A 24,768-nucleotide genomic window follows, 5' to 3' on the forward strand; every position below is an offset into this window, starting at 1 on the left:
AAAATCAGAATGTGTGCCGGGGAAACGGGGTGGTGCCTGCGCCTCGTCCGGTGCTGCGTCAGGAGGAGGAGTTGCCTTGAGTCGTTTGTCCATTGAAACGCCGGACCGGGCCCAAACCGTTTTGGGGGGCCTGCGCCGGGACATGGGCCGGCGCATCAGCGCCAGCCAGCCGGGACTTTGCCCGGTGGACATGTCATTGAACTTTTTGCGCCTTTGTCATGCACAGACCTGCGGAAAGTGCGTGCCCTGCCGGGTGGGATTGAGCCAGCTGGCCGACCTCATCGAGCAGGTGCTGGACCGCACCGCCACCAAAGAGACCATCGACCTCATCGAGGCCACCGCCCGGGTCATTGCCGATTCCGCCGACTGCGCCATCGGGTACGAGGCCGCCCACATGGTGCTCAGGGGCGTGCGGGGCTTCCGGGAGGATTTTGAGGAGCACGCTTTTCACGGCCGGTGCATCTGCGCCCTGAGCCACCCCGTCCCCTGTGTGTCCGTCTGCCCGGCCCATGTGGACGTACCCGGCTATGTGGCCCTGGTGCGGGAGGGCCGTTACAGCGACGCGGTGCGGCTCATCCGCAAGGACAACCCCTTCCCCTCCGCCTGCGCCTATGTGTGCGAACACCCCTGCGAGGCCCAGTGCCGCCGCCGTATGGTGGACGACGCGGTGAATATCTGCGGGCTGAAGCGCTTTGCCGTGGACCACGGCACGGACACCCCCATCCCCGAAAAGGCCCCGGAGACGGGCAAGACGGTGGCCATCATCGGCGGCGGCCCCGGCGGCCTGACTGCCGCCTATTACCTGACCCTGATGGGCCATAAAGTCACCGTGTACGAGCAGCGGCCCAAGCTGGGCGGTATGCTGCGCTATGGCATCCCCGACTATCGCCTGCCCCAGGACATTCTGGACCGGGACATCAACTATATCTTGTCTGCCGGCATCGCCGTCCACACCGGCGTGTCCATCGGCAAAGACCTGACCATGGCGGACATCCAGCGCAGCTTTGACGCGGTTTACATCGCCATCGGCGCCCACAATGACAAAAAGCTGGGCCTGGAGGGGGAGACCTCTAAAAACGTGGTCAGCGCCGTGGAGCTGCTCCGGGGCATCGGCGAGGGCAAGGCCCCCGACTTCACCGGCAAAAAGGTCTGCGTGGTGGGCGGCGGCAACGTGTCTATGGACGCTACCCGCACCGCTCTGCGCCTGGGGGCAGAGAGCGTCACCTGTGTCTATCGCCGCCGGGTGGAGGATATGACCGCCCTGGCCGAGGAGATCGAAGAGGCCATGGCTGAGGGCTGCCAGATCCTGCCCCTTCAGGCCCCCTCCCGCATCGAGGCCGACGAGAACGGCTGCGTGTGCGCCCTGTGGACCCGGCCCCAGCACATCGGCCCCTATGGCAATGACGGGCGGCCCAAGCCCGTGGCCGCCGACGCGCCGGAGTTCCGCATCCCCTGCGACTATGTCATCGTGGCCATCGGCCAGGCCATCGAGGCCAAGCCCTTTGAGGCCGTGGGCGTGACCACCCAGCGGGGGGCCATCCAGGCCGACCTGACCAGCGCCGTGCCCGGACTGGACAACGTGTTCGCCGGCGGCGACGCCGTCTCCGGCCCCGCCACCGTGATCCGCGCCGTGGCCGCCGGTAAAGTGGCCGCTGACAACATCGACGCCTATCTGGGCTTTGACCACAAGATCCGCACCGACGTGGAGATCCCTCCCGCCCACCTGACCAACTCGCCCCCCTGCGGCCGGGTGAACCTGAAAAACCGCCATCTGGACTGCTACTGCGGTGACTTTACCCTGCTGAAGGAGGGCATGACCCTGGAGGAGGCCCAGCAGGAGGCGGGCCGCTGCCTGCGCTGCGACCACTTCGGCTATGGCATCTTTAAGGGAGGGAGGAACACGGAATGGTAACGCTGACCATCGACGGACGCACCGTCCAGGCCCAGGAGGGGGCCACCATTCTGGAGGCGGCCGCCCAGGCCAACATCCACATCCCCCACCTGTGTTACTTAAAGGGCATCAACGAGATCGCCGCCTGCCGCGTGTGCTGCGTGGAGGTGGAGGGCGAGCGGGCCATGGTGACCGCCTGCAACAACCCGGTGAAGGAGGGCATGGTGGTCCACACCAACTCCCCCCGGGTGCGCACCACCCGGCGCATCAACGTGGAGCTCATCCTGTCCCAGCACGACTGCAAGTGTGCCACCTGCGTGCGCAGCGGCAACTGCCAGCTGCAGACCATCGCCAACGATCTGGGCATCGTGAAGGTCCACTATGAGACCCAGCTGCCCCGGGGCCTGCGGGGGGCCTGGACCACCACCTTCCCCCTGTATCACGACTATAACAAGTGCATCAAGTGTATGCGCTGCATCCAGGTGTGCGACAAGGTGCAGACGCTGAGCATCTGGGACGTATCCGGCACCGGCGGACGCACCATGATCGACGTGTCTGGAAACCGGGTCATGAAGGACTCGGACTGCGCCCTGTGCGGCCAGTGCATCACCCACTGCCCCACCGGCGGCCTGCGGGAGCGGGACGACACCATGGAGGTGTTCTCCGCCCTGGCCGACCCGGACAAGATCACCGTGGTCCAGGTGGCCCCCGCCGTGCGCACCGCCTGGGGCGAGGCCTTCGGTCTGCCCCGGGAGCAGGCCACCATGGAGCGCATGGCCGCCGCCCTGCGCCGGCTGGGCTTTGACTATGTGTTCGACACCGACTTCACCGCCGACCTGACCATTATGGAGGAGGGCAGCGAGTTCCTCCACCGCCTGAAGTCCGGCGGCCTGACCCGGTGGCCCATGTTCACCAGCTGCTGCCCCGGCTGGGTGCGGTTCTTAAAGGGCCAGTACCCCGAGCTGGTGGGCCAGCTGTCCAGCGCCAAGTCCCCCCAGCAGATGTTCGGCAGCGTGGCCAAGAGCTGGTTTGCCCAAAAGCTGGGGGTGGAGCCGGAGAAGATCTGCTGCGTGTCCATCATGCCCTGCGTGGCCAAAAAGGCGGAGTGCGAGCTGCCCACCATGGCCACCCAGCACGGCCCCGACGTGGACTGGGTGCTGACCACCCGGGAGTTTGTGCGGATGCTCCGGGCCGACCAGCTGGACCCCAAATATCTGCCCGAGGAGCCCCTGGACAGCCCCATGGGCGTGGCCACCGGCGCGGGCGTGATCTTCGGGGCCACCGGCGGCGTGATGGAGGCCGCCCTGCGCACCGCCGCCTATCTCCTCACCGGGGAGAACCCGGCCCCCGATGCCTTTGCCCAGGTGCGTACCGGCCCCGGCCTGCGGGAGGCCACCTACGAGGTGGCTGGCATCCCCGTGCGCTGCGCCGTAGTCAGCGGACTGGGCAATGCCCGGGCCCTGATGGAGCAGCTGAAGGCGGGCAAGGTCCACTATGACTTTGTGGAGGTGATGGCCTGCCCCGGCGGCTGCGTGGGCGGCGGCGGCCAGCCCATCAGCTGCGAGGACAAGGAGCTCTACGGCGAGCGGGGCCAGCGGCTGTACGCCCTGGACAAGAGCGCCCCTGTGCGCTTCTCCCACGAGAACCCCCAGGTGCAGGCCCTGTACCGGGAGTATCTGGGCGCGCCCCTCAGCGAGAAAGCGGAGGAGTTGCTCCACACCGACCACGAGGGCTGGAAGATGCCCGGCGAACAGCTTTAAGCGTTGAACCAAGACAAACAGCGGCGTTCCCACACACGGGAGCGCCGCTGTCTTTTAGATTTTTGTAGGTTTCGCGCTGCGGCGATAGATTACCGACCAGAACAGGTTCACCAGCACCCAGCCGACGCCGGTGGCCAGGGCCACGGCCAGAGCTGCCAGGGCGGCGGCGGCCCAGCCCACTTCACAAACATGGGCCGGGGGTGTGTCGTATGTTGGGGAGGGGGAGGCTTAGTAGGCCACGCCCCAGTAGATCATGTGCTTGGCGGGCTTGCCGCAGCAGACGCAGACGTCGTCCACCTTCTCCTGCTTCAGGGGCATGCAGCGGGAGGTGACACCGGCCTGCTCCTTCATCTTCAGCTCGCAGTCCAGCTCGCCGCACCACATGGTCTTGGCAAAGCCGCCCTCGGTGTCCATGAACTGCTTCACCTCGTCCAGGGTGTGGCACACCTTGGTGTGGTCCTCCAGGTTCTTCTTGGCCCGCTCGTACAGGCCGTTGTGGACGGAGTCCAACAGCTCCTGGACCTTGGTCTCCAACTCGTCCAGGCTGACGAAGACCTTCTCGCCGGAGTCACGGCGGCAGATGCAGCACTGGTTCTTCTCCATGTCCTTGGGGCCGATCTCCACACGCAGGGGCACGCCCTTCATCTCGTACTGGGCGGCCTTCCAGCCCATGGACTGGTCGCTGTCATCCATCTGGGCCCGGACGCCGGCGGCCTTCAGGCGGCTTAGCAGGGCGGCGGCGGCGTCCAGCACGCCGGGCTTGTGCATGGCCACGGGGATGACCATGGCCTGGATGGGGGCGATGCGGGGGGGCAGGACCAGGCCGTTGTTGTCGCCGTGGGTCATGATGATGCCGCCGATCATGCGGGTGGACACGCCCCAGCTGGTCTGGTGGGGGTGGTGGAGCTGGTTGTCCTTGCCGGTGAAGGTGATGTCAAAAGCCTTGGCAAAGCCGTCGCCGAAATAGTGGCTGGTGCCGGACTGGAGGGCCTTGCGGTCGTGCATCATGCACTCCACGGTATAGGTCTCCTCAGCGCCGTTGAACTTCTCCTTATCCGTCTTGCGGCCCCGGACCACGGGCATGGCCAGCACGTTCTCCAGGAAATCGGCATAGACGTTCAGCATCCGCATGGTCTCTTCCCGGGCCTCCTCGGCGGTGGCGTGCATGGTGTGGCCCTCCTGCCACAGGAACTCCCGGTGGCGCAGGAAGGGGCGGCTGGTCTTCTCCCAGCGCAGGACGGAGCACCACTGGTTATACAGCTTGGGCAGGTCCCGGTGGGAGTGGATGACGTTTTTATAGTGCTCGCAGAACAGGGTCTCGCTGGTGGGACGGATGCAGTAGCGCTCCTCCAGCTTTTCGCTGCCGCCCATGGTGACCCAGGCGCACTCGGGGGCAAAGCCCTCCACATGGTCCTTCTCCTTCTGGAGCAGGGACTCGGGGATGAGCATGGGCAGGTATACGTTCTCGTGCCCGGTCTCCTTGAACTTCTGGTCCAGGGCGTGCTGGATGTTCTCCCAGATGGCGTAGCCATAGGGGCGATAGATGAACATACCCTTGATGGAGGAGTAGTCGATGAGCTCTGCCTTCTTGCACACGTCGGTGTACCACTGGGCAAAGTCCACCTCCATGTCGGTGATCTGCTCCACCTGCTTCTTGTTGGAGTTCTGAGCCATAAATATTTCAGTCCTTTATAAATAAGAATGATCGAAAAAACTCGTGTCCTTTATTGTATGGATTCAGGTGGAAAAAGTCAAGCGCTTGGGACAAGTTCGGCGGGGATTTTCCCTCTTGTTTGAGGGGGAGAGGCGTGGTATACTTCGGTCATGACATCTCATTTGACACCAAAAGGGGGAGCGCATATGGACGCGCAGGAGAGAAGACAGGCCATCGCCCGGCGACTGGAGGAGGCCAGCGGGCCGGTGAGCGCCGCCGTTTTGGCCCGGGAGCACTCCGTCAGCCGCCAGATCATCGTGGGGGACATCGCCCTGCTGCGGGCGGGGGGGATGGACATCGCCGCCACCCCCAGGGGCTATGTGCTGCCCGCCCCCGCCGCCGGACTGGTGCGCACCCTGGCCTGCCGCCACCGGGCCGACCAGATGGAGGAGGAGCTGAACGCCATGGTGGACCAGGGCTGCACCGTGCTGGACGTGATCGTGGAGCATCCCATCTATGGCCAGCTCACCGGCCAGCTGCAAATTTCCAGCCGCTATGACGTGGGCCAGTTCGTCCAGCGCTGCCGCCGCCAGGAGGCCGCCCCCCTGTCCCAGCTCACCGAGGGCATCCACCTCCACACCGTGGCCTGCCCCAGCCAGGAGGCCTATGACCGGGTGCGGGAGAGTTTGAGTAAGCTGGGGTTTTTGCTGGAGGAGAAGTAAACCCCTGGGGCAGCCCTCTCAGTCGCGGCTGCGCCGCGCCAGCTCTCCCACAGGGAGAGCCAAGTAGGGGCGGATGTCCCCATCCGCCCGATAGCCAAGGGCCGCTGGGGACAGCGGCCCCTACTGTCATTGCGAGAAGCGACGCGACGCGGCAATCCGTTCCCAACGTCTCCCTTGCCTCCCCCTGTGGGGGAGGTGCCCAGTGCGCACACTGGGCGGAGAGGGCCTCGCCCCCAAAATAAAACTCTTGACAAATTTTCATAGGCGTGTAAAATGTGGTAGACATGTGTCTTGACACGTGTCTACCATGTTTTGAAATGAGTGTGTGTAAATGGAGAAGCTGAAAGCCTTTCTCAAGCGAAAAAACATTGTCATCTCCGCCAAGCGCTATGGCATCGATGCCCTGGGGGCCATGGCCCAGGGCCTGTTCTGCTCCCTGCTCATCGGGACCATCATCAACACCATCGGCACCCAGTTCCACATCCCCTTCCTGACCCAGGTGGTGGCCACGCTGGGCAGTGGGGACCACACCATCAGCTATACCGTGGGCGGCCTGGCCTCGGCCATGAGCGGCCCGGCCATGGCGGTGGCCATCGGCTATGCCCTTCAGGCCCCGCCCCTGGTGCTGTTCTCCCTGGCCACGGTGGGCTTTGCCTCTAACACCCTGGGCGGCGCGGGCGGCCCCCTGGCCGTGCTGTTCATCGCCATCATCGCCGCTGAGCTGGGCAAGGCGGTGTCCAAGGAGACCAAGGTAGACATCCTGGTCACCCCCCTGGTGACCATCTTCGCCGGTGTGGCCCTGGCTGCCTGGTGGGCCCCGGCCATCGGCAAGGCGGCCTCTCAGATCGGCGCGCTGATCCGCTGGGCCACCGAGCTTCAGCCCTTCTGGATGGGCATCATCGTCTCCGTGGTCATCGGCATCGCCCTGACCCTGCCCATCTCCTCCGCCGCCATCTGCGCCGCCCTGACCCTCACCGGTCTGGCCGGGGGCGCGGCGGTGGCCGGCTGCTGTGCCAACATGGTGGGCTTTGCCGTGCTGTCCTTTAAGGAGAACGGCTGGGGCGGCCTGGTGAGCCAGGGCATCGGCACCTCTATGCTCCAGATGCCCAACATCGTGAAGAACCCCCGCATCTGGCTGCCCGCCATCCTCACCTCCGCCATCACCGGGCCCATGGCCACCTGCCTGTTCCACCTGCAGATGAACGACCCCTCCGGCGGCGTGGCCTCCGGCATGGGCACCTGCGGCCTGGTGGGCCAGATCGGCGTGTACGCCGGGTGGGTCAACGACGTGGCCACCGGCGTGAAGGCCGCCATCACCCCCATGGACTGGGCGGGCATGGCCCTGATCTGCTTCATCCTGCCCGCCGTGCTGTGCTGGCTGTTCGGCCAGATGTTCCGTAAAATGGGCTGGATCGGCGAGGGGGACCTGACCCTGCCGCAGTGATATAAAAAGCCTTCCCCTGGGGGAAGGTGGCGCGGGCGAAGCCCGTGACGGATGAGGGGAAGGCTTTCGAAGCCCGTGTGCTTTCGACGGAATCCTCCAGTCATCGCCTTACGGCGATGCCAGCCCCCTTTGACAAGGGGGCCTAATGAAGCGTAACATCAGCCCCCCTTGTGAAAGGGGGGAGGGCCACGAAGTGGCGGGGGGATTCCGTTGTAAGGCCTCGGAGCCCTTCGGCGTTCCCCTCATCCGCCCCCTGCGGGGGCACCTTCCCCCAGGGGAAGGCAAACCGCAAAAAAATTGAAAAAACCCTTGACGGGCAAGGGCTTGGCGTGATATAGTTTTAGTACCTGTGAAAGGGGCTTTTTTGTCGTGCGCATTTTTACGGTGTTTGACGCATGACCCCCTCCCGCATTTGACGGACACAGGGAGGCAGATCGCCGGAGCCCACCGTATTGCGCTGACGCAATTTTTGCGTTTGTTTCGCTGGGTCCGGCCAATGAGCCGGACCCGGCGTTTTGCTTTTTCAGGCGGCGTTCGTGTGCGGTCCAAACGAAGCGGTTCCCCGGGACCGCCACACCAAAAGGAGGTGCCGACAAATGGCAAAGGCAGGCGCGCGCATCAAGATCACCCTTCGGTGCTCTGAGTGCAAGCAGAGAAACTACAACACCATGAAGAACAAGAAGAATACCCCCGATCGTCTTGAGCTGAACAAGTATTGCCCCTTCTGCAGAAAGCACACTGTCCACAATGAGACCAAGTAATTGCGTCTTTCAGGATGTAAGGAAAGAAGGGTAACGCAAATGGCTGAAAACGAAAAGCTGGAGCAGGCTGCCCAGGCCGGTTCCGACAAGGCGAAGAAGGACAAGAAGGCCGATAAAAAGGCCAAGCCCGGTCTGTTCGCCCGCGTCGGCAAGTGGCTGAAGGATATGAAGAGCGAGCTGAAGAAGGTCCAGTGGCCCACCCGCAAGCAGACCATCAACAACACGCTGATCGTCATCGCCTGCGTCATCGTGGTCGGCGTCTTCATCTGGATCTTTGATTATATCGCCGGCAGCGCCATCGACGTGCTCCTCACTCTCCTGAGGTAATCGGAATGGCTGACAATGCGAATTGGTATGTGGTCCACACCTATTCCGGCTATGAGAATACGGTGAAGGCGACCATCGAGAAGTACGTGGAAAACCGCGGGATGCAAAGTCTCATCCACGAGATCAGCATCCCCCTGGAGACCGTGACCGAGATCACGGACAACGGCCCCAAGGAAGTGGAGCGCAAGGTGTTCCCCGGCTATGTGCTGGTGAAGATGGTCATGAACGACGAGACCTGGCACGTGGTGCGGAACATCCGCGGCGTCACCGGATTTTTGGGCGAGGGCAACAAGGCCATCCCCCTGTCCGAGGCCGACGTGGCCGCCCTGGGCGTGGAAAAGCGCGAAGTGGTGGTCAGCTATCAGGAGGGCGACACCGTTCGGATCACCGACGGCGCCCTGGAGTCCTTCCTGGGCACGGTGGAGGAGATCGACCTGGACCGCAGCAAGGTCCGCGTGGTGGTGTCTATGTTTGGACGCGAGACCCCCGTGGAGCTGGAGCTGGACCAGGTGGAACCCGCCAACGAGTGATTTTCCCGGCAGTCCTCTTTCAGAAAGAGGACAGGCGCGGCAGCCGTAAATGCCCCGCCGAAACGTGGGAGGGACGCTAGGAACGTCCCGCCAAACTGGGCACAGAACGCCCAACCCAACCACATTTTTTCAATGGAGGTGCTCTTTCGTGGCACAGAAAGTAACTGGATATGTAAAGCTTCAGATCCCCGCCGGCAAGGCGACTCCCGCCCCCCCTGTTGGTCCTGCCCTGGGCCAGCACGGCGTGAACATTGCCGCTTTTACCAAGGAGTTTAACGAGCGCACCAAGAACGACGTGGGCATGATCATCCCCGTCATCATCACCGTGTACGCCGACCGCTCCTTCACCTTTGTGACCAAGACCCCCCCTGCGGCCGTCCTCATCAAGAAGGCCTGCAACATCGAGTCTGGCTCTGGTGTGCCCAACAAGACCAAGGTTGCCACCATCAGCAAGGAAGATGTGCGCAAGATCGCTGAGACCAAGATGCCCGACCTGAACGCCGCCAGCATCGAGGCCGCCATGAGCATGATCGCCGGTACTGCCCGCTCCATGGGCGTTGTCGTGGGCGAGTAAGGAGGGGTTAGAGATGTTTAGAGGCAAGAAGTATCAGGATAGCGCCAAGAAGATCGACAAGAACGCGCAGTATGACGCCAACGAGGCCATGGGCCTGGTCGTGGAGACCGCTACCGCTAAGTTCGACGAGACCGTCGAGCTGCACGTGAAGCTGGGTGTTGACTCCCGCCACGCTGACCAGCAGGTCCGCGGCGCCATCGTCCTGCCCCACGGCACCGGCAAGACCCAGCGCGTGCTGGTGTTCGCCAAGGCCGCCAAGGCTGACGAGGCCCGTGCCGCCGGCGCTGACTATGTTGGCGAGATGGACCTGGTGGAGAAGATCCAGAAGGAGAACTGGTTCGACTTCGACGTGGTCGTGGCTACCCCCGACATGATGGGCGTTGTGGGCCGTCTGGGTAAGGTCCTGGGCCCCAAGGGCCTGATGCCCTCCCCCAAGGCCGGCACCGTGACCATGGATGTGACCAAGGCCATCCACGAGATCAAGGCCGGTAAGGTCGAGTATCGTCTGGATAAGACCAACATCATCCACTGCCCCATCGGCAAGGTGTCCTTCGGTGCTGAGAAGCTGGCTGAGAACTTTAACGCCATCATGGGCGCTATCATCAAGGCCAAGCCCTCCGCTTCCAAGGGCCAGTATGTGAGAAGCTGCACCGTGGCCGCCACCATGGGCCCCGGCATCAAGATCAACGGCGCCAAGCTGGTCTGAGCTTGATAAAGCAGCGCCCCTGACACAGCGTCAGGAGCAGAAATTTGTTTCTCTCACCGGGACAGGTTTTGCTTGACAAAGCCTGTCCCGGATGATAGAATATTCTAGCGTTCAAAGACAGCAGGTGCCTTTAACCGGGCGTAAATCCCTGCCGAGAGTGCATTCAACGACATAGTTTGAATGGTACTGTCCTCCTGTCTTTTGACGCGGAGGATTTTTATTTTGTTGGAGGTGAATCCAAAATGCCTAACGCAAAGGTTCTTTCCGAGAAGCAGGCCATCGTGGCCGCGCTGACCGAGCAGCTGAAGAACGCTTCCAGCGGCGTGCTGGTGGACTATAAGGGTATCACCGTGGCCGAGGACACCGCCCTTCGTACCGAGCTGCGCCAGAACGAGGTGCAGTACGGCGTGGTGAAGAACACCCTGGTCCGTTTTGCTCTGAACAACGTGGGCCTGGAGGGTCTGGACGACGTGCTCAACGGCACCACTTCTCTGGCCACCAGCGCCGGCGATCCCATCGCCCCCATGCGCGTGGTCAACAAGTACGTCAAGCAGCTCAATGACAAGTTCGTCATCAAGGGCGGCTTTATGGACGGCAAGGTGATCTCCCTGGAGGAGATCCAGGCTCTGGCCGAGCTGCCCTCCAAGGAGGTCCTGCAGGCTCAGGCTCTGGGCATGATGCTGGCTCCCATTACCAGCCTGGCTATCGTCCTGAAGGCCATCGCCGAGAAGAACGGCGAGCCCGCCGAGGCCGAGGCCCCCGCTGCCGAGTAATCTATCCCGGCACACGGCGCTTTATAAAAGCGCACATTAAATTTTAAAAAAACCAATTTTAGGAGGTATTTCACCATGGCTAGCGAGAAAATCACCGCTATGATCGAGGAAGTGAAGGCCCTGACCGTTCTGGAGCTGTCCGAGCTGGTTAAGGCTCTGGAGGAGGAGTTCGGCGTTTCCGCCGCCGCTATGGCCGCTCCCGCCGCCGGCGGCGCTGCCGCTGAGGCCGCTGAGGAGAAGACCGAGTTTGACGTTGTCCTGGCTGGCTTCGACGCCGCTGCCAAGATCAAGGTCATCAAGGCTGTCCGCGAGATCACCGGCCTGGGCCTGGCTGAGGCCAAGGGCGTGGTCGAGGGCGCTCCCAAGACCCTGAAGGAGGCCGTGTCCAAGGACGAGGCCGAGGAGATGAAGAAGAAGCTGGAAGAGGCCGGCGCCAAGGTCGAGCTGAAGTAAGTTTCTTCCCCATACGAGCTTTAAACCCCCGAGGTGTTTGCCTCGGGGGTTTTTCTGTGCCGAAAGCCTTCCCCTGGGGGAAGGTGCCCCGCAGGGGCGGATGAGGGGAACGCCGAAGGGCTGGGAGCTGTTGCGTGGGAATCCTCCAGTCATCGCCTAGCGGCGATGCCAGCCCCCTTTGACAAGGGGGCCTAATGGTGTAGGACATCAGCCTCCCTTGTGAAAGGGAGGTGGCACGGCGAAGCCGTGACGGAAGGATTCCGTTCCCTCGTCCCCTAGCCTTCCCCCTCCCAGGGGGAAGGTGCCCCCGCAGGGGGCGGATGAGGGTGGGTCTCGTTGGGTGCGGAGGTCATCGCGGGCGGACACGGAGGTCCGCCCCTACAAGAGCTATCGTAACACGCCGTAGGGGCGGACCTCCGTGTCCGCCCGTTCGACAGCGTATGCACCCCCGTGGTCCCCCCCCATCCGTCATGGCTTCGCCGCGCCACCTTCCCCCCAGGGGAAGGCTTTTATTTTGTATTTTTTCATATTTGTGCGAAAATTCCCGGATATTAGGGATAAATATACGCGCCTGGTGAAAAATGTTGCACTCACTGGCCTTGAGTGCTATAATTACTGTGCGCGTGTAAAAATTTTAAACGCGGCGGGGAGCGCAAAGCATGGAACTGTACGATGTGTTGGACCAGATCGACCAGGTGGTCTATCTCAGCGATCTCGACACCCACGAGATCATATTTGTGAACCGGTATGGAAAGAAGCAGTATGGCCCGGTGACGCCTGGGGTGAAGTGCTATGAGTATCTTCAGGGCTTTGACGCGCCATGCGCCTTCTGCACCAACCAGCGCCTGCGGGAGGACCCGGACCACCGCTATACCTGGCACCGGAAGCTGCCCGGCACGGGCCACCTGCTGCTCCACGACAGCATCGTCACGGTGAATGGCCGCCCCTGCCGCATGGAGCTGGCGGTGAACGTGTCCCGCTATGCCCACATCTTCGAGGCGGAGCTGAGTCTGGCCACGGAGCAGAAGCTGGTGGAGTGCATCGACAAGCTGGTGCTGTCTGACGACTTTGACGCCGCCATGGACCAGGTGCTGGAGATCATCCGCCAGCAGTATCAGGCGGCCCGGGCCTATGTGTTCCGCATCGACTGGGACAAGGGAACGGCCACCAACACCTATGAGGTGTGCGCGCCGGGGGTCACGTCAGAAATTCAAAATCTGCAGGCCGTGCCCCTGCGGGCCATGCACCAGTGGCTGGAGGTGCTGAAGGACCGGAAGGGCAAGCTGATGACCATCGACAGCATCGAGGCCCTGAAGGACGTGCCCGGGCGGCAGGAGGAATACGAATGTCTCTCCGCCCAGGGCATCCGGGCGGTGGCCGAGGTGCCCATCTTCTGCAAGGACAAGCTCTATGGCTTTCTTGGGGTGGATGACCCGGAGGGAGGAATGGAGTCCACCGAGCTGCTGACCCACATCGCCTATTTCGTCTCGGACGAGGTGCAGAAGCGGGAACTCCACGCCCGGCTGCTGGCCAACAGCTATACCGACGCCCTCACCGGCCTGCCCAACCGCCTGTCTTATGACGAGACCATCGACAGCTTACAGGGCAAGGAGCAGCCCACCGGCGTGGGCTATCTGGACATCAACGGCCTGAAGTGGGTGAACGACCACCTGGGCCACGCCTATGGCAACCAGGTGATCCTGAAAGCCTGCCAGGTCATGTGCCGGTTCTTCCCCCAAAAGCAGATCTATCGGGTCAGCGGGGACGAATTTGTGATGATCTGCCCCGGTATGGGCTATCGCTCCTTCCTGTCCGCCTGCCGGGCCATGGAAAAGGAACTGAAGAACAGCCAGGAGGACCTGGCCGCCTTTGGCTACGCCTGGGGGTCGGAGACGGAGGACTTAAACGAGCTGATCCACAAGGCCGAGCAGGTGATGTATGCCCAGCGGCGGAAATACGCCATGCGGGGAGACGGCAGGCCCCGCCGTCCGGGCCGCCCGGACTATCTGGACGGGCTGCTGCGGGAGTTCCGCCAGAGCAATTTCGTGGTCTATCTCCAGCCCCTGTATGGGGTGGAGCAGGGGGCGGTCATCGGGGCGGAGGCCCTGGTGCGGAAGATCGACGAGGAGGGCAATGTCCACGCCCCCTTTGAATTTGTCCACATGATGGAGGAGGAGAACCTGATCTCCGTGGTGGACTATGAGATGCTGGAGCAGTCCTGCCGCCTGCTGAAGGAGGTGGGGGAGCACTGGCCCGGCTTCCAACTCTCCTGCAACATGTCTCGGAACACCCTGGCGGAGCTGGACTACTTAGACCGCATCGATGACATCTTAACGCGCACCGGCGTGGACCACAGCCAGCTCATTTTCGAGGTGACCGAGTCCTCCCGGGGACTACAGTTGGAGAGCATCGAGGACCGCCTGAACGCCCTGAAAGCCCGGGGCATCGCCGTGGCCGTGGATGACATGGGCACGGAGTGCTCCTGCTTGGAGATGCTCTATCTGCCCCAGCTGGACCTGGTGAAAATTGACCGGAGCCTGATCTCGAAAACGGGCCACGGCCCCAGGGAGCAGGCCGTCATCGGCTCCCTTATCGACCTGTGCCACAAGCTGGGCCTGGGCTGCATCGCCGAGGGCATCGAGACAAAAGAGCAGGGCGAGCTGCTGAAAAGCCTGGGCTGTGACCGCCTTCAGGGCTATTACTTTGGCCGCCCCATGCCCCCCCAGGAGTTCTTCGCCCGCTTCGGGCCGGGGGCGCAGGAGCACCAGACATAACCGTTTTGTTATATATATCCCCACCCCCGCCTGTGAACAACGGGCGGGGGTTTTCCACATTTTGCGCCGGGAATGTGGGAAGTTTTCAGAAATTTTAGAATTTGTGGTTTCGCCGTTTATACTTTTGCATTACAATATGGGCAGAACGAGAAGACAAGGCCCGGTAATGGGCGAAACGGTGGGATACGATGCAGAAGAAGCTGTTTTTCTTTCATACCTTTGCCCTGGTCACGGCCATGGCCATTCTGCTGGCGGTGAACAGCGGGGTGCTCCATGTGGTGATGGGCTATTATCAGAAGCGGGCCATCCCCGCCGCCGACGAGCGCTCACAGCAGGTCCAGAGCGTTCTGGACGGCTGGGACGAGAACAGCCGGGACTGGGACACTCTGGAGGAGCGGCTGCGGGCGGCGGACTATGACTTAGTTGTCTGCCAGGACGGGGAGATCGTCTCCACCAGTCTGGACCAGGGTCAGCAGGACTTTTTCAGCCGCCTGACGGAGAACGCCTCCTGGCCGGCGGACGGGACTTTAGTGGTCCAGGACAGCGGCGTGGTGCTGGTGGGCCGCCAGATGGGGGACTATCTGCTGGTGGCCATGCCTCACTTCGGCCAGCCCGACGGCCCCGGGGGCTTTGCGGGCCGCCGCCCCCAGGCGGAGGTGATGCTTATCTCCGTCTTTGTCAGCGGCCTGGCGGCCATCGGGGTCATCTGGCTGTTCAGCGTGGTCTTTGCCCGGTATCAGCTGCGGCAGATCATGCGCCCGGTAAACGCCCTCACCGCCGGGGCCAAGCGGGTGGAGCAGGGGGACCTGTCCACGCCGGTGGCCTATCAGGGCCGGGACGAGTTTACCTCGGTGTGTGCCGCCTTTGACCAGATGCAGCGCCACCTGCTGGAGGAGCGGGAAAAGAACGCCGCCTATGAGCGGGCCCGCACCGATCTGGTGGCGGGCATCTCCCACGATCTGCGCACCCCCCTCACCTCCGTGAAGGGCTATATCAAGGGGATGCGGGACGGGGTGGCCAACACGCCGGAGAAGCAAGAGCGGTATCTGGACATCGCCTATCGCAAGTCCTGCGACATGGAGCGGCTGCTCCAGCGGCTGCTGTATTTCTCCCGGCTGGAGACGGGCAACCTGCCCATGTTCCCCGTGGAGGACGACCTGGGCACCTTCGCCGGGCGCTTTGCCCGGGAGGCGGGGGAGGAGCTGGCCGCTTCCGGCGGTCAGGTGAACTTCCACCCGGCGGAGGAGCCCCTGCCCGTGCGCCTGGACCAGGAGCAGCTGCTGCGGGTGCTGAACAACCTGAAGGAGAACGCCCAGCGCTATGCGGGGGCGGAGCCGCTGGTCCTGGACATTTCGGTAAAGCGGGAAGGGGAGCGCGCCTGTGTCCGCTTTGCCGACAACGGCCAGGGCGTGCCGGAGGATCAGCTGCCCCACCTGTTCCAGCAGTTCTGGCGGGGGGACCAGGCCAGGCGCAGCCAGGGGGGCGAGGGCAGCGGCCTGGGGCTGTATATCGTGAAATATGTGGTGGAGGCCCACGGGGGCGCCGTGACGGCCCAGAACGACGGCGGGCTGGTGTTCACCATCTCCCTGCCCCTGCGTGCCGAATCAGAAGAGAAGGAGGATAACGGCCATGAGCAAGATATTGATCGTTGAGGACGACCCGGAGATCGCCATGCTGGAGCGGGACTATCTGGAGATCGAGGGCTTTGAGACCCAGGTGACCGACAACGGCCAGATGGCCATCACCCAGGCGGTGACCGGGGACTATGACCTGATTTTGCTGGACCTGATGCTGCCAGGGTGCAGCGGCTATGACGTGTGCCGGGTCATCCGGGACAAGATAGACGTGCCCATTCTGATGGTCACCGCCCGGACGGAGTCGGTGGACAAGATCCGGGGCCTTGGCCTGGGGGCGGATGACTATGTGGCCAAGCCCTTTGACCCGGCGGAGCTGGTGGCCCGGGTGAAGGCCCACCTGGCCCGGTATCAGCGCCTGACCCAGGGGGGGCAAAAGGCGGAAAACGGCCAGGTCATCCGGGTGGCCGACCTCGAAATTTACCCCCAGAGCTGGAAGGTGTACAAGGCCGGACGGGAGATCAAGATGCCCAACCGGGAGTTTGAGCTTTTAAAGTTCCTGGCCGAGCACCCCAACATCGTCTTCTCCAAGGACCGGCTGTTCGAGACCATCTGGGGCTTTGACTATGTGGGCGACAGCGCCACCGTCACCGTCCACGTGGGCCGCATCCGGGATAAGATCGAGGATGACCCCTCCAAGCCCCGCATCATCGAGACCGTGTGGGGCGCGGGATACCGGTTGAACGCCAAGGGGTAAAAAATAAGCCTTCCCCTGGGGGAAGGTGCCCCAGTGCGCACACTGGGGCGGATGAGGGGAACGCCGAAGGGCAGTGAGTTCTCGCGTTAGAACGAGTAGAGCCTTCCCCCTCCCAGGGGGAAGGTGGTCCCGAAGGGACCGGATAAGGGTGGGTATCGTGGGTGCGGTGGTCATCGTGGGCGGACACAGAGGTCCGCCCCTACGAGAGCCATCGTAACCTGGTGTAGGGGCGGACCTCCGTGTCCGCCCGTCGACAACGGATGCACCCACGTGGTCCCCCTCATCCGTCACGGCTGCGCCGCGCCACCTTCCCCCAGGGGAAGGCTTCGGGCACAGAAAAAGGGTTCTATAATAAATGTTGGGGTCAGGTGAAGAACCTGACCCCTTAATTATGAAAAAAGTTGAGCATAGAGGAAAAATCCCTTATCATAAAAGTACCACCAATCACAACAAAGGAAAGATCTCTATGCTCAACAAAGATTATACCGCAAAACTGCTGAACTTGGAAGACGCGATTATTACAAATGTTGAAAACATTTCTGGAGAGGTACACATTTTCCTCGAATTACCCAGAACAAAGCACCCGTGCCCAGCCTGCGGCGCGCTCACTGACCGTGTACACGACTACCGAATGCAGACGGTCAAGGATGTTCCCTTTGGCAGGAAAACGCTGCTGCACCTGCGTAAGCGGCGTTATCGCTGCATATGCGGCAAGCGCTTCTTTGAGAAAAATTTCTTTCTCCCAAGATACCACCGAGTCACCAGCCGATTGGTCGCTGCGATCATCGGTGCGTTTCATGAACTGGTACCCGCTTCAGAAATTGGCGCACGCTACAACGTCTCTGGGGCGACCGCAGCGCGATATTTCAAATACGTCGCCTTTAAGCCGACCCAATTGCCGGAAGTCCTCTCCATCGACGAATTCAAGGGCAACTCCGGGGGAGAAAAGTACAACAGCATTATCGTGGATGCTGAAAAGCACAAAGTGGTCGATATTTTACCAAATCGCTTTGAGAACGATCTTATCAAATATTTCTCACAATTCCCATCCAAAACCGGTGTAAAATACTTTGTCTGTGACATGAATCCTCATTTTCGAGCGGTATCCAAAACCTGTTTTCCCGGCGCTGCCATTGTCGCGGACAGGTATCATGTGATCCGCCAGGTCTATTGGGCGATGAAACGTGTCAGAAAGAAGGAGCAGAAGAAACTCTCCGCCAGATTCCGAAAATACTTCAAGAGATCCAGATGTCTTCTGATGAAACCAATGGCAAAACTCTCGAACGAAGAAATGGAGCGGCTGGCTCTTATGTTTGAGATCGCGCCCAGACTTGCGGACGCATATCGACTAAAAAATGAGTTTCTTGACGTGATACGCGCCAAATCATCTGCGGCAGGAAAACCGAAACTGATCGATTGGCTGCGGTCTGCTGAGACAATGGGCCTACCAGAATTTTCTGATTGTATCAAAGCATATCGCAACTGGTTCCGCGAGATTTTGAACTCTATGGATGTACCCTGGTCAAACGGCTTCATCGAAGGCTGCAACAACAAAACGAAAGTCCTGAAACGTGTATGCTTCGGCATGCGTAATTTCCATAATTTCAGAAGACGTATCCTGTTTTGCCACACATAAAAGCAGTGCCGAGAGTACTCCTGGCACTGCTTGAGACGATTTCCTTTTTCTCTACCCCAACTATTGACGTAGAACCGAAAAGCTCCGCCGGGTGGCGGAGCTTTTTGCTGTCTGTTATTCCTGGCCGTGGTACTGCTTGGCGGCGGCGATGAACTCCCGGAACAGGGGGTGGGCCTTGTTGGGGCGGCTCTTCAGCTCCGGGTGGAACTGGACGCCCACGAACCAGGGGTGGTCGGGCAGCTCCACGATCTCCACCAGGCGCTCGTCGGGGGAGAGACCGGCCAGCTTCAGGCCCGCCTGGGTCAGCTCCTGGCGGTAGTCGTTGTTGAACTCATAGCGGTGGCGGTGGCGCTCGGCGATCTCGTCGGCGCCGTAGGCCCGATAGGTAAAGCTGTCGTGGTCGGTGATGCGGCAGGGATAGGCACCCAGGCGCATGGTGCCGCCCTTCTCCGTGACCCCGCGCTGGTCGGGCATCAGGTCGATGACCGGGTGGGTGGTGGTCTGGGACAGCTCGCTGGAGTGGGCGTCGGCCATGCCGCACACGTGGCGGGCAAACTCCACCACGGCCATCTGCATGCCAAGGCAGATGCCCAGGAAGGGGACCTTGTTTTCACGGGCAAAGCGCACGGCGGAGATCTTGCCCTCGATGCCCCGGTCGCCAAAGCCGCCGGGGACCAGCACGCCGTCGACCCCAGCCAGCAGCTGGGCGGCGTTCTCGTCGGTGACGGTCTCGGAGTCCACCCAGCGGATCTTCACCTTCTGCTGGTTCTCGATGCCGCCGTGGGTCAGGGCCTCCACCACGGAGAGATAGGCGTCGTGAAGGGCCACATACTTGCCCACCAGGGCGATCTCCACCGTGCCGGTGGGGTGCTTGGCCCGGTGGACCATGGTGGCCCATTCAGTCAGGTCGGGCATGTGACAGATGAGTCCCAGGCGGCGGACCACCACATCGGCCAGACCCTCCCGCTCCAGCATCAGGGGCACCTCGTAGAGGATGTCCGCCGTCAGGTTGGGGATGGCGTTCTCCACGGGGATGTTGCAGAAGAGGGAGATCTTCTCCAGGATGTCCTGGGGCACGGGGGCGTCGCTGCGGCAGATGATCACGTCGGGCTGGATGCCCAGGGACAGCAGCTCCTTGGCCGAGTGCTGGGTGGGCTTGCTCTTCAGTTCGCCGGTGCCGGGAATGGAGACGATGAGGGAGACGTGGATGAACATCACGTTCTGGCGGCCCCGCTCGGCGGCCACCTGGCGGATGGACTCTAAGAAGGGCTGGGACTCGATGTCGCCCACGGTGCCGCCGATCTCCACAATGGCCACGTCGGTGTCGGGGGTGTCCAGGGAGTAGATGTTCCGCTTGATCTCGTTGGTGATGTGGGGGATGATCTGCACGGTGCCACCCAGATAGTCCCCCCGGCGCTCCCGGTTGAGCACGTTCCAATAGACCTTGCCGGAGGAGACGGAGGAGTTGAAGGTCAGGTTCTCGTCAATGAACCGCTCGTAGTGGCCCAGGTCCAGGTCGGTCTCCGCCCCGTCGTCGGTGACGAACACCTCGCCGTGCTGATAGGGGCTCATGGTGCCGGGGTCCACGTTGAGATAGGGGTCCAGCTTCTGGACCTTGACCCGCAGGCCCCGCTGCTTCAGCAGACGGCCCAGGCTGGCCGCCGTGATGCCCTTGCCCAGACCGGACACCACGCCGCCGGTGACGAAAATATACTTTACTGCCATATAGATTCCTCCGTTTTAGAATTGGAATATTGGAAACATTGGTATTGCTTGGTGGGAATTTTGTCATTGCGAGGAGGGCAAAGCCCGACGCGGCAATCCGCAATTCTCGTCCATCAGCCTCCCTTGTCAAAGGGAGGTGGCACGGGCGCAGCCCGTGACGGAAGGATTCCGACCACAGGAAAGCTGTCCTGAAAACGGAATCCCTCAGTCATCGCCTGCGGCGATGCCAGCCCCCTTTCACAAGGGGGCCAAGGGACGGGGGTTGCGGATTCCCACGTCGCTGCGCTCCTCGGAATGACAAACAATGAAAATCTTACCCCCTAAAAAAGGGGAGGGACGCCCCTGGGAGATCCTTCTCCCAACGGGCGCCCCATTGCGCTTATCTGTGATAGAGTTTGTTGGTCTGATACTGGGGCTCGCAGGTGAGCTGAAGTCCCAGCTTGCGATAGGTGATCTCGTCCGCCGGAGACAGGATGACGGAGCAGTGGGCCTGGCAGCCCTTTAGATCGGCCAGGGCGCGCAGGGCCTCGGCGGCCTTGGGCTCCGCGTTGGCGGAGGAGGCCAGGGCGATGAGCACCTCGTCGCTGTGCAGGCGGGGGTTGTTGGAGCCCAGATACTTCACCTTCACCGTCTGGATGGGCTCGATGGCCGACTGGGCGATGAGGTGGACCCCGTGTCCGCCGGTGCCGGAGAGCTTCTTCAGGGCGTTGAGCAGGGCAGCGGCAGAGCAGCCCATGAGATCAGAGGTCTTGCCGCACACCAGGCTGCCGTCGGGCAGCTGGATAGCCATGGCGGGCGCGCCCGTCTCCCGGGCCACCCGGTTGGCCTCGGTGACCACGGGGCGGATGTCGGCGGTGACGCCGGCCTGCTGCATCAGCAGCTCCAGCTTGTACACGGCACTGTCGCTGCCCTTGCCCTGGCGGCGCTCGCACAGGGCGTCGTAATACCGGCGGATGATCTCCTGCCGGGCGGCCTGCTGACAGGCCTCGTCGTCCACGATGCAGTTGCCCGCCATGTTCACCCCCATGTCGGTGGGGGACTGGTAGGGGCAGCGGCCTAAAATTTGCTGGAACATGGCAGACAGGACGGGGAAGACCTCCACGTCCCGGTTATAGTTCACCGTGGTCTCCCCATAGGCCTGGAGGTGGAAGGGGTCGATCATGTTCACGTCGTCCAGGTCGGCGGTGGCCGCCTCGTAGGCCAGGTTCACCGGGTGCTTGAGGGGCAGGTTCCAGATGGGGAAGGTCTCGAACTTGGCGTAGCCCGCCACCACGCCCCGCTTGTGGTCGTGGTAGAGCTGGCTTAAGCAGGTGGCCATTTTGCCGCTGCCCGGGCCGGGGGCGGTGACCACCACCAGGGGGCGGCTGGTCTCCAGATACTCGTTTTTGCCAAAGCCCTCGTCGCTGACGATCTTGGCGATGTTGTGGGGATAGCCGTCGATGGGATAGTGGCGGCAGACTTTGATGCCCAGGCCCTCTAAACGGGCCTGGAACAGGTCGGCGGCGGGCTGGCCGGTGTACCGGGTGACGACAACGCCGCCCACCAGCAGGCCCCGGCCCCGGAAGATGTCGATCAGCCGCAGCACGTCGCTGTCATAGGTGATGCCCAGGTCGCCCCGGACCTTGTTCTTCTCGATGTCCCCGGCGTTGATGGCGATGATGATCTCCGCCTTGTCCTTCAGCTGCTCCAGCATACGGATCTTGCTGTCAGGCTCGAACCCGGGCAGCACCCGGGAGGCGTGGTAATCGTCAAACAGCTTGCCGCCGAACTCCAGATACAGCTTGCCGCCGAACTGGGCGATCCGGTCACGGATGTGCTGAGACTGCATTTGCAGGTACTGTTGGTTATCAAAGCCAACCTTTGCCAAGGCGATCTCCCCCTCTTAACAAAAAACTACACAATCATCAAATATTCTACCCCGCCTTGGGAACAGCGTCAAGAGGTTTTCCGCCGGTCGGGGGCCAAAGTGCGGCGGGATTTCCGGGAAAATTTCGATGATTTTTCCGTTTTCCTCTTTACTGCTGGTAATGCTTTCAGGTATACTATACCAAGTGTATTGTGAACAATTTGAGGTGACTGCTTGTGAACGAAGAATTTTCCCGCACCCTGTCCCTGCTGCGGCAGGAGAAAGGGGTCAGTCAGCGCACCGCCGCGGGGGTGCTGGGCATCTCCCAGGCGCTGCTGTCTCACTATGAAAACGGCATCCGGGAGCCGGGCCTGTCCTTTGTGGTAAAGGCCTGTGACTATTACGGGGTGTCCGCCGACTTTTTGCTGGGCCGCACCCTCAGCCGCCAGGGCACCACCATCGCCCCGGACGAGCTTTATGACTTGAGCGACGAGAAGGACAACTCCGTGCGGGGAGGCGTGCTGGCCCTGCTGTCCAAAAAGCTGCTGGTGAACTCGGTGGGCGCCCTGTTCGACCTGCTGGCCAAAACGGGCAGCCGGGACGCCATTCTGGGCCGCGTCTAACTATCTGTCCACCGCCCTGTATGTGGTCTATCGCCACCTGTATCAGGCCAACCCCGACAACAACCCGGACTTCTTCTCCGTCTCCCCCAGCACTTCCACGCCGGACTGGCCGACGCGGACATGAAGTGCTCCCAGGCCGAGCTGGAGGACGCCCTGGCCGCCCGGGTGAAGGAGAAGGGCCCCATGCCCGCCATGTCCAACGACGACCTGGTGAAGAGCTGTCCCACCCTGTATCCCTCTCTGCTCCAGGTGGTCCACAGCGCCGGAGAGCGGGTGGCCGCCCTGCTGCCCCCCCGTCAGAGCGGCAAAAAGTAACGGCCAAAATATGCTGTGTTTCTCCCCCCGTTGGGGGTGAGAGATCGGGATTTGTTTCAACTTCTGGAGGATATCTATGACCGAACGAGATAAGATCAGAAATTTCAGCATCATTGCCCACATCGACCACGGCAAGTCCACCCTGTCTGACCGGCTGATCGAGCAGTGCCACGCCGTGGAGCAGCGGCAGATGGAGTCTCAGCTGCTGGACAACATGGACCTGGAGCGGGAGCGGGGCATTACCATCAAGGCCCGGGCCGTCCGCCTGGAGTATAAGGCCCAGGACGGGGAGACCTATCACCTGAACCTCATCGACACCCCGGGCCACGTGGACTTTAACTATGAGGTGTCCCGGTCTCTGGCCGCCTGCGAGGGCGCGGTGCTCATCGTGGACGCCAGCCAGGGCATCGAGGCCCAGACCCTGGCCAACACCTATCTGGCCATGGAGCACGACCTGGAGATCCTGCCCGTGCTGAACAAGATCGACCTGCCCGCCGCCGACCCCAAGCGGGTAAAGGACGAGATCGAAAATATTCTGGCTCTGCCCGCCCAGGACGCCCCGGAGATCTCCGCCAAGCAGGGCATCAACATCCCCGCCGTGCTGGAGGACATCGTGCAGAACATCCCCGCCCCGGAGGGGGACCCCAGCGCCCCGCTGGAGGCCCTGATCTTCGACAGCCAATATGACCCCTATCAGGGCGTCATCGTCTATTTCCGGGTGATGAACGGCACCATCAAAAAGGGCATGAACGTGAAGATGATGGCCTCCGGCGCGGAGTATCAGGTGCTGGACTGCGGCTATCTCCGGCCCTTAGGGATGGAGTCCTCCGGCCAGCTCACCGCCGGGGAAGTTGGCTGGTTCACCGCCTCCATCAAAAACGTGAAGGACACCCGGGTGGGCGACACCATCACCGGCGTGGAGACCCCGGCGGCCCAGCCCCTGCCCGGCTATCGCCCCGCCCAGGCCATGGTCTATTGTGGCATCTACACCGAGGACGGCAGCAAATACCCCGACCTGCGGGACGCCCTGGAGAAATTGCAGCTGAACGACGCCTCCCTGTCCTTCGAGCCTGAGTCCTCCGTGGCCCTGGGCTTTGGCTTCCGGTGCGGCTTTTTGGGGATGCTCCACATGGAGATCATCCAGGAGCGGCTGGAGCGGGAGTTTGACCTGGACCTGGTGACCACCCTGCCCTCCGTCATCTATGAGGTGACCAAGACCGACGGCGAGGTGGTACGGGTGGACAACCCCCACAACTACCCCGACCCCGGCTCCATTTCCGAGGCACGGGAGCCCTTTGCCAAGGTGACCATCATCGCGCCCCCCGACTATGTGGGCAACATCATGCCCATGTGTCAGGACCGCCGGGGCATCTTTAAAGACATGCAGTATCTGGACACCAACCTGGTGGAGCTGCACTACTCCATGCCCATCGGAGAGATCATCTATGACTTCTTCGACGCCCTGAAGGCCCGCACCAAGGGCTATGCCAGTCTGGACTATGAGCTGGAGGGCTATCAGCCCAGTCAGCTGGTGAAGGTGGACCTGCTGCTCAACGGGGAGCAGGTGGACGCCCTGTCCTTCATCGTCCACAAGGACAAGGCCTATGCCCGGGCCCGGCGCATCTGCGAAAAGCTGAAGGAGAACATCCCCCGCCAGCTGTTCGAGGTGCCCGTCCAGGCCGCCATCGGCGGCAAGGTCATCGCCCGTGAGACGGTGAAGGCCATGCGCAAGGACGTGCTGGCCAAGTGCTACGGCGGCGACATCAGCCGGAAGAAGAAGCTGCTGGAGAAGCAAAAAGAGGGCAAAAAGAAAATGCGCTCCCTGGGCTCCGTCCAGCTGCCCACCGAGGCATTCATGGCCGTGCTGAAACTGGACGAGGAGTAAAGATAGGCACAAAAATTCCCGGATGCTGGGGAAGCATC

At 62.0% G+C, this 24,768-nt stretch carries 22 protein-coding genes and 1 other annotated feature; of the genes, 18 read left to right on the forward strand and 4 right to left on the reverse strand.

Going from position 1 to position 24,768, the window contains the following annotated elements:
- Window positions 1-76 precede the first annotated feature (76 nt).
- On the forward strand, window positions 77-1,912 hold the full coding sequence (locus ACSAMP_RS04970) for an NAD(P)-binding protein (protein WP_457799721.1): 1,836 nt from the start codon (window positions 77-79) through the stop codon (window positions 1,910-1,912).
- A complete protein-coding gene (locus tag ACSAMP_RS04975) occupies window positions 1,906-3,651 on the forward strand; it encodes an NADH-dependent [FeFe] hydrogenase, group A6 (RefSeq protein ID WP_457799722.1) in 1,746 nt (581 codons plus the stop codon). The genes ACSAMP_RS04970 and ACSAMP_RS04975 overlap by 7 nt, the downstream gene beginning before the upstream one ends.
- Window positions 3,652-3,705: 54 nt before the next feature.
- On the opposite strand, the gene ACSAMP_RS04980 is transcribed toward ACSAMP_RS04975, so the two are convergent.
- Window positions 3,706-3,831 (reverse strand): hypothetical protein, encoded by a 126-nt coding sequence (locus ACSAMP_RS04980; RefSeq protein WP_457799723.1) that lies wholly within the window; start codon window positions 3,829-3,831, stop codon window positions 3,706-3,708.
- Between the two features lie 48 nt (window positions 3,832-3,879).
- Complete coding sequence (proS, locus tag ACSAMP_RS04985; RefSeq protein ID WP_457799724.1) at window positions 3,880-5,325, reverse strand: proline--tRNA ligase; 1,446 nt, start codon at window positions 5,323-5,325, stop codon at window positions 3,880-3,882.
- Window positions 5,326-5,511: 186 nt separating this feature from the next.
- Here proS and ACSAMP_RS04990 point away from each other — a divergent pair, with 186 nt between their 5' ends.
- From ACSAMP_RS04990 to ACSAMP_RS05050, 13 genes are all read left to right on the forward strand, one after another.
- A complete protein-coding gene (locus ACSAMP_RS04990; protein ID WP_238044850.1) occupies window positions 5,512-6,027 on the forward strand; it encodes a transcription repressor NadR in 516 nt (171 codons plus the stop codon).
- 331 nt (window positions 6,028-6,358) lie between these two features.
- On the forward strand, window positions 6,359-7,471 hold the full coding sequence (locus ACSAMP_RS04995; RefSeq protein WP_441796761.1) for a PTS sugar transporter subunit IIC: 1,113 nt from the start codon (window positions 6,359-6,361) through the stop codon (window positions 7,469-7,471).
- 596 nt (window positions 7,472-8,067) lie between these two features.
- Window positions 8,068-8,232: a 50S ribosomal protein L33 gene (rpmG, locus tag ACSAMP_RS05000; RefSeq protein WP_147563131.1), complete on the forward strand. Its 165-nt coding sequence runs from the start codon at window positions 8,068-8,070 to the stop codon at window positions 8,230-8,232.
- A gap of 39 nt (window positions 8,233-8,271) precedes the next feature.
- Entirely contained in the window at window positions 8,272-8,559 is a 288-nt protein-coding gene (secE, locus tag ACSAMP_RS05005) for a preprotein translocase subunit SecE (protein WP_457799725.1), read from the forward strand.
- Window positions 8,560-8,564: 5 nt separating this feature from the next.
- Window positions 8,565-9,089, forward strand: a complete 525-nt coding sequence (gene nusG, locus ACSAMP_RS05010; RefSeq protein WP_302670986.1) for a transcription termination/antitermination protein NusG — start codon at window positions 8,565-8,567, stop codon at window positions 9,087-9,089.
- Between the two features lie 148 nt (window positions 9,090-9,237).
- Window positions 9,238-9,663 (forward strand): 50S ribosomal protein L11, encoded by a 426-nt coding sequence (gene rplK / locus ACSAMP_RS05015; RefSeq protein ID WP_087287566.1) that lies wholly within the window; start codon window positions 9,238-9,240, stop codon window positions 9,661-9,663.
- A 13-nt stretch (window positions 9,664-9,676) separates the two neighbouring features.
- Entirely contained in the window at window positions 9,677-10,369 is a 693-nt protein-coding gene (rplA, locus tag ACSAMP_RS05020) for a 50S ribosomal protein L1 (RefSeq protein WP_441796759.1), read from the forward strand.
- A gap of 93 nt (window positions 10,370-10,462) precedes the next feature.
- Window positions 10,463-10,598, forward strand: a sequence feature (ribosomal protein L10 leader region).
- 13 nt (window positions 10,599-10,611) lie between these two features.
- A complete protein-coding gene (gene rplJ, locus ACSAMP_RS05025; RefSeq protein ID WP_441796758.1) occupies window positions 10,612-11,142 on the forward strand; it encodes a 50S ribosomal protein L10 in 531 nt (176 codons plus the stop codon).
- 75 nt (window positions 11,143-11,217) lie between these two features.
- Complete coding sequence (gene rplL / locus ACSAMP_RS05030) at window positions 11,218-11,595, forward strand: 50S ribosomal protein L7/L12 (RefSeq protein WP_147563125.1); 378 nt, start codon at window positions 11,218-11,220, stop codon at window positions 11,593-11,595.
- A 659-nt stretch (window positions 11,596-12,254) separates the two neighbouring features.
- Entirely contained in the window at window positions 12,255-14,369 is a 2,115-nt protein-coding gene (locus ACSAMP_RS05035; protein WP_457799726.1) for an EAL domain-containing protein, read from the forward strand.
- A 188-nt stretch (window positions 14,370-14,557) separates the two neighbouring features.
- Window positions 14,558-16,021 carry a HAMP domain-containing sensor histidine kinase gene (locus ACSAMP_RS05040; protein ID WP_457799727.1) on the forward strand — a complete coding sequence of 488 codons (1,464 nt, stop codon included), beginning with the start codon at window positions 14,558-14,560 and terminating at the stop codon, window positions 16,019-16,021.
- Window positions 15,999-16,700 (forward strand): response regulator transcription factor, encoded by a 702-nt coding sequence (locus ACSAMP_RS05045; RefSeq protein WP_457799728.1) that lies wholly within the window; start codon window positions 15,999-16,001, stop codon window positions 16,698-16,700. The genes ACSAMP_RS05040 and ACSAMP_RS05045 overlap by 23 nt, the downstream gene beginning before the upstream one ends.
- 466 nt (window positions 16,701-17,166) lie before the next feature.
- Window positions 17,167-18,336 carry an ISL3 family transposase gene (locus ACSAMP_RS05050; RefSeq protein ID WP_457799729.1) on the forward strand — a complete coding sequence of 390 codons (1,170 nt, stop codon included), beginning with the start codon at window positions 17,167-17,169 and terminating at the stop codon, window positions 18,334-18,336.
- Between the two features lie 114 nt (window positions 18,337-18,450).
- Here ACSAMP_RS05050 and ACSAMP_RS05055 read toward each other — a convergent pair whose 3' ends face one another.
- Window positions 18,451-20,061 (reverse strand): CTP synthase, encoded by a 1,611-nt coding sequence (locus ACSAMP_RS05055; RefSeq protein WP_457799730.1) that lies wholly within the window; start codon window positions 20,059-20,061, stop codon window positions 18,451-18,453.
- Window positions 20,062-20,440: 379 nt separating this feature from the next.
- The gene (locus ACSAMP_RS05060) at window positions 20,441-21,928 is read right to left on the reverse strand and encodes a DUF1846 domain-containing protein (protein WP_441796754.1); all 1,488 of its coding nucleotides are present in this window, start codon (window positions 21,926-21,928) and stop codon (window positions 20,441-20,443) included.
- Between the two features lie 215 nt (window positions 21,929-22,143).
- Here ACSAMP_RS05060 and ACSAMP_RS05065 point away from each other — a divergent pair, with 215 nt between their 5' ends.
- From ACSAMP_RS05065 to lepA, 3 genes are all read left to right on the forward strand, one after another.
- A complete protein-coding gene (locus ACSAMP_RS05065; protein WP_457799731.1) occupies window positions 22,144-22,530 on the forward strand; it encodes a helix-turn-helix domain-containing protein in 387 nt (128 codons plus the stop codon).
- Between the two features lie 120 nt (window positions 22,531-22,650).
- Window positions 22,651-22,845 (forward strand): hypothetical protein, encoded by a 195-nt coding sequence (locus tag ACSAMP_RS05070; RefSeq protein WP_457799732.1) that lies wholly within the window; start codon window positions 22,651-22,653, stop codon window positions 22,843-22,845.
- Window positions 22,846-22,921: 76 nt separating this feature from the next.
- Window positions 22,922-24,730 (forward strand): translation elongation factor 4, encoded by a 1,809-nt coding sequence (gene lepA / locus ACSAMP_RS05075; RefSeq protein ID WP_457799733.1) that lies wholly within the window; start codon window positions 22,922-22,924, stop codon window positions 24,728-24,730.
- Window positions 24,731-24,768: the final 38 nt, after the last annotated feature.

This window comes from Flintibacter sp. SJQ-8 (assembly GCF_054108085.1).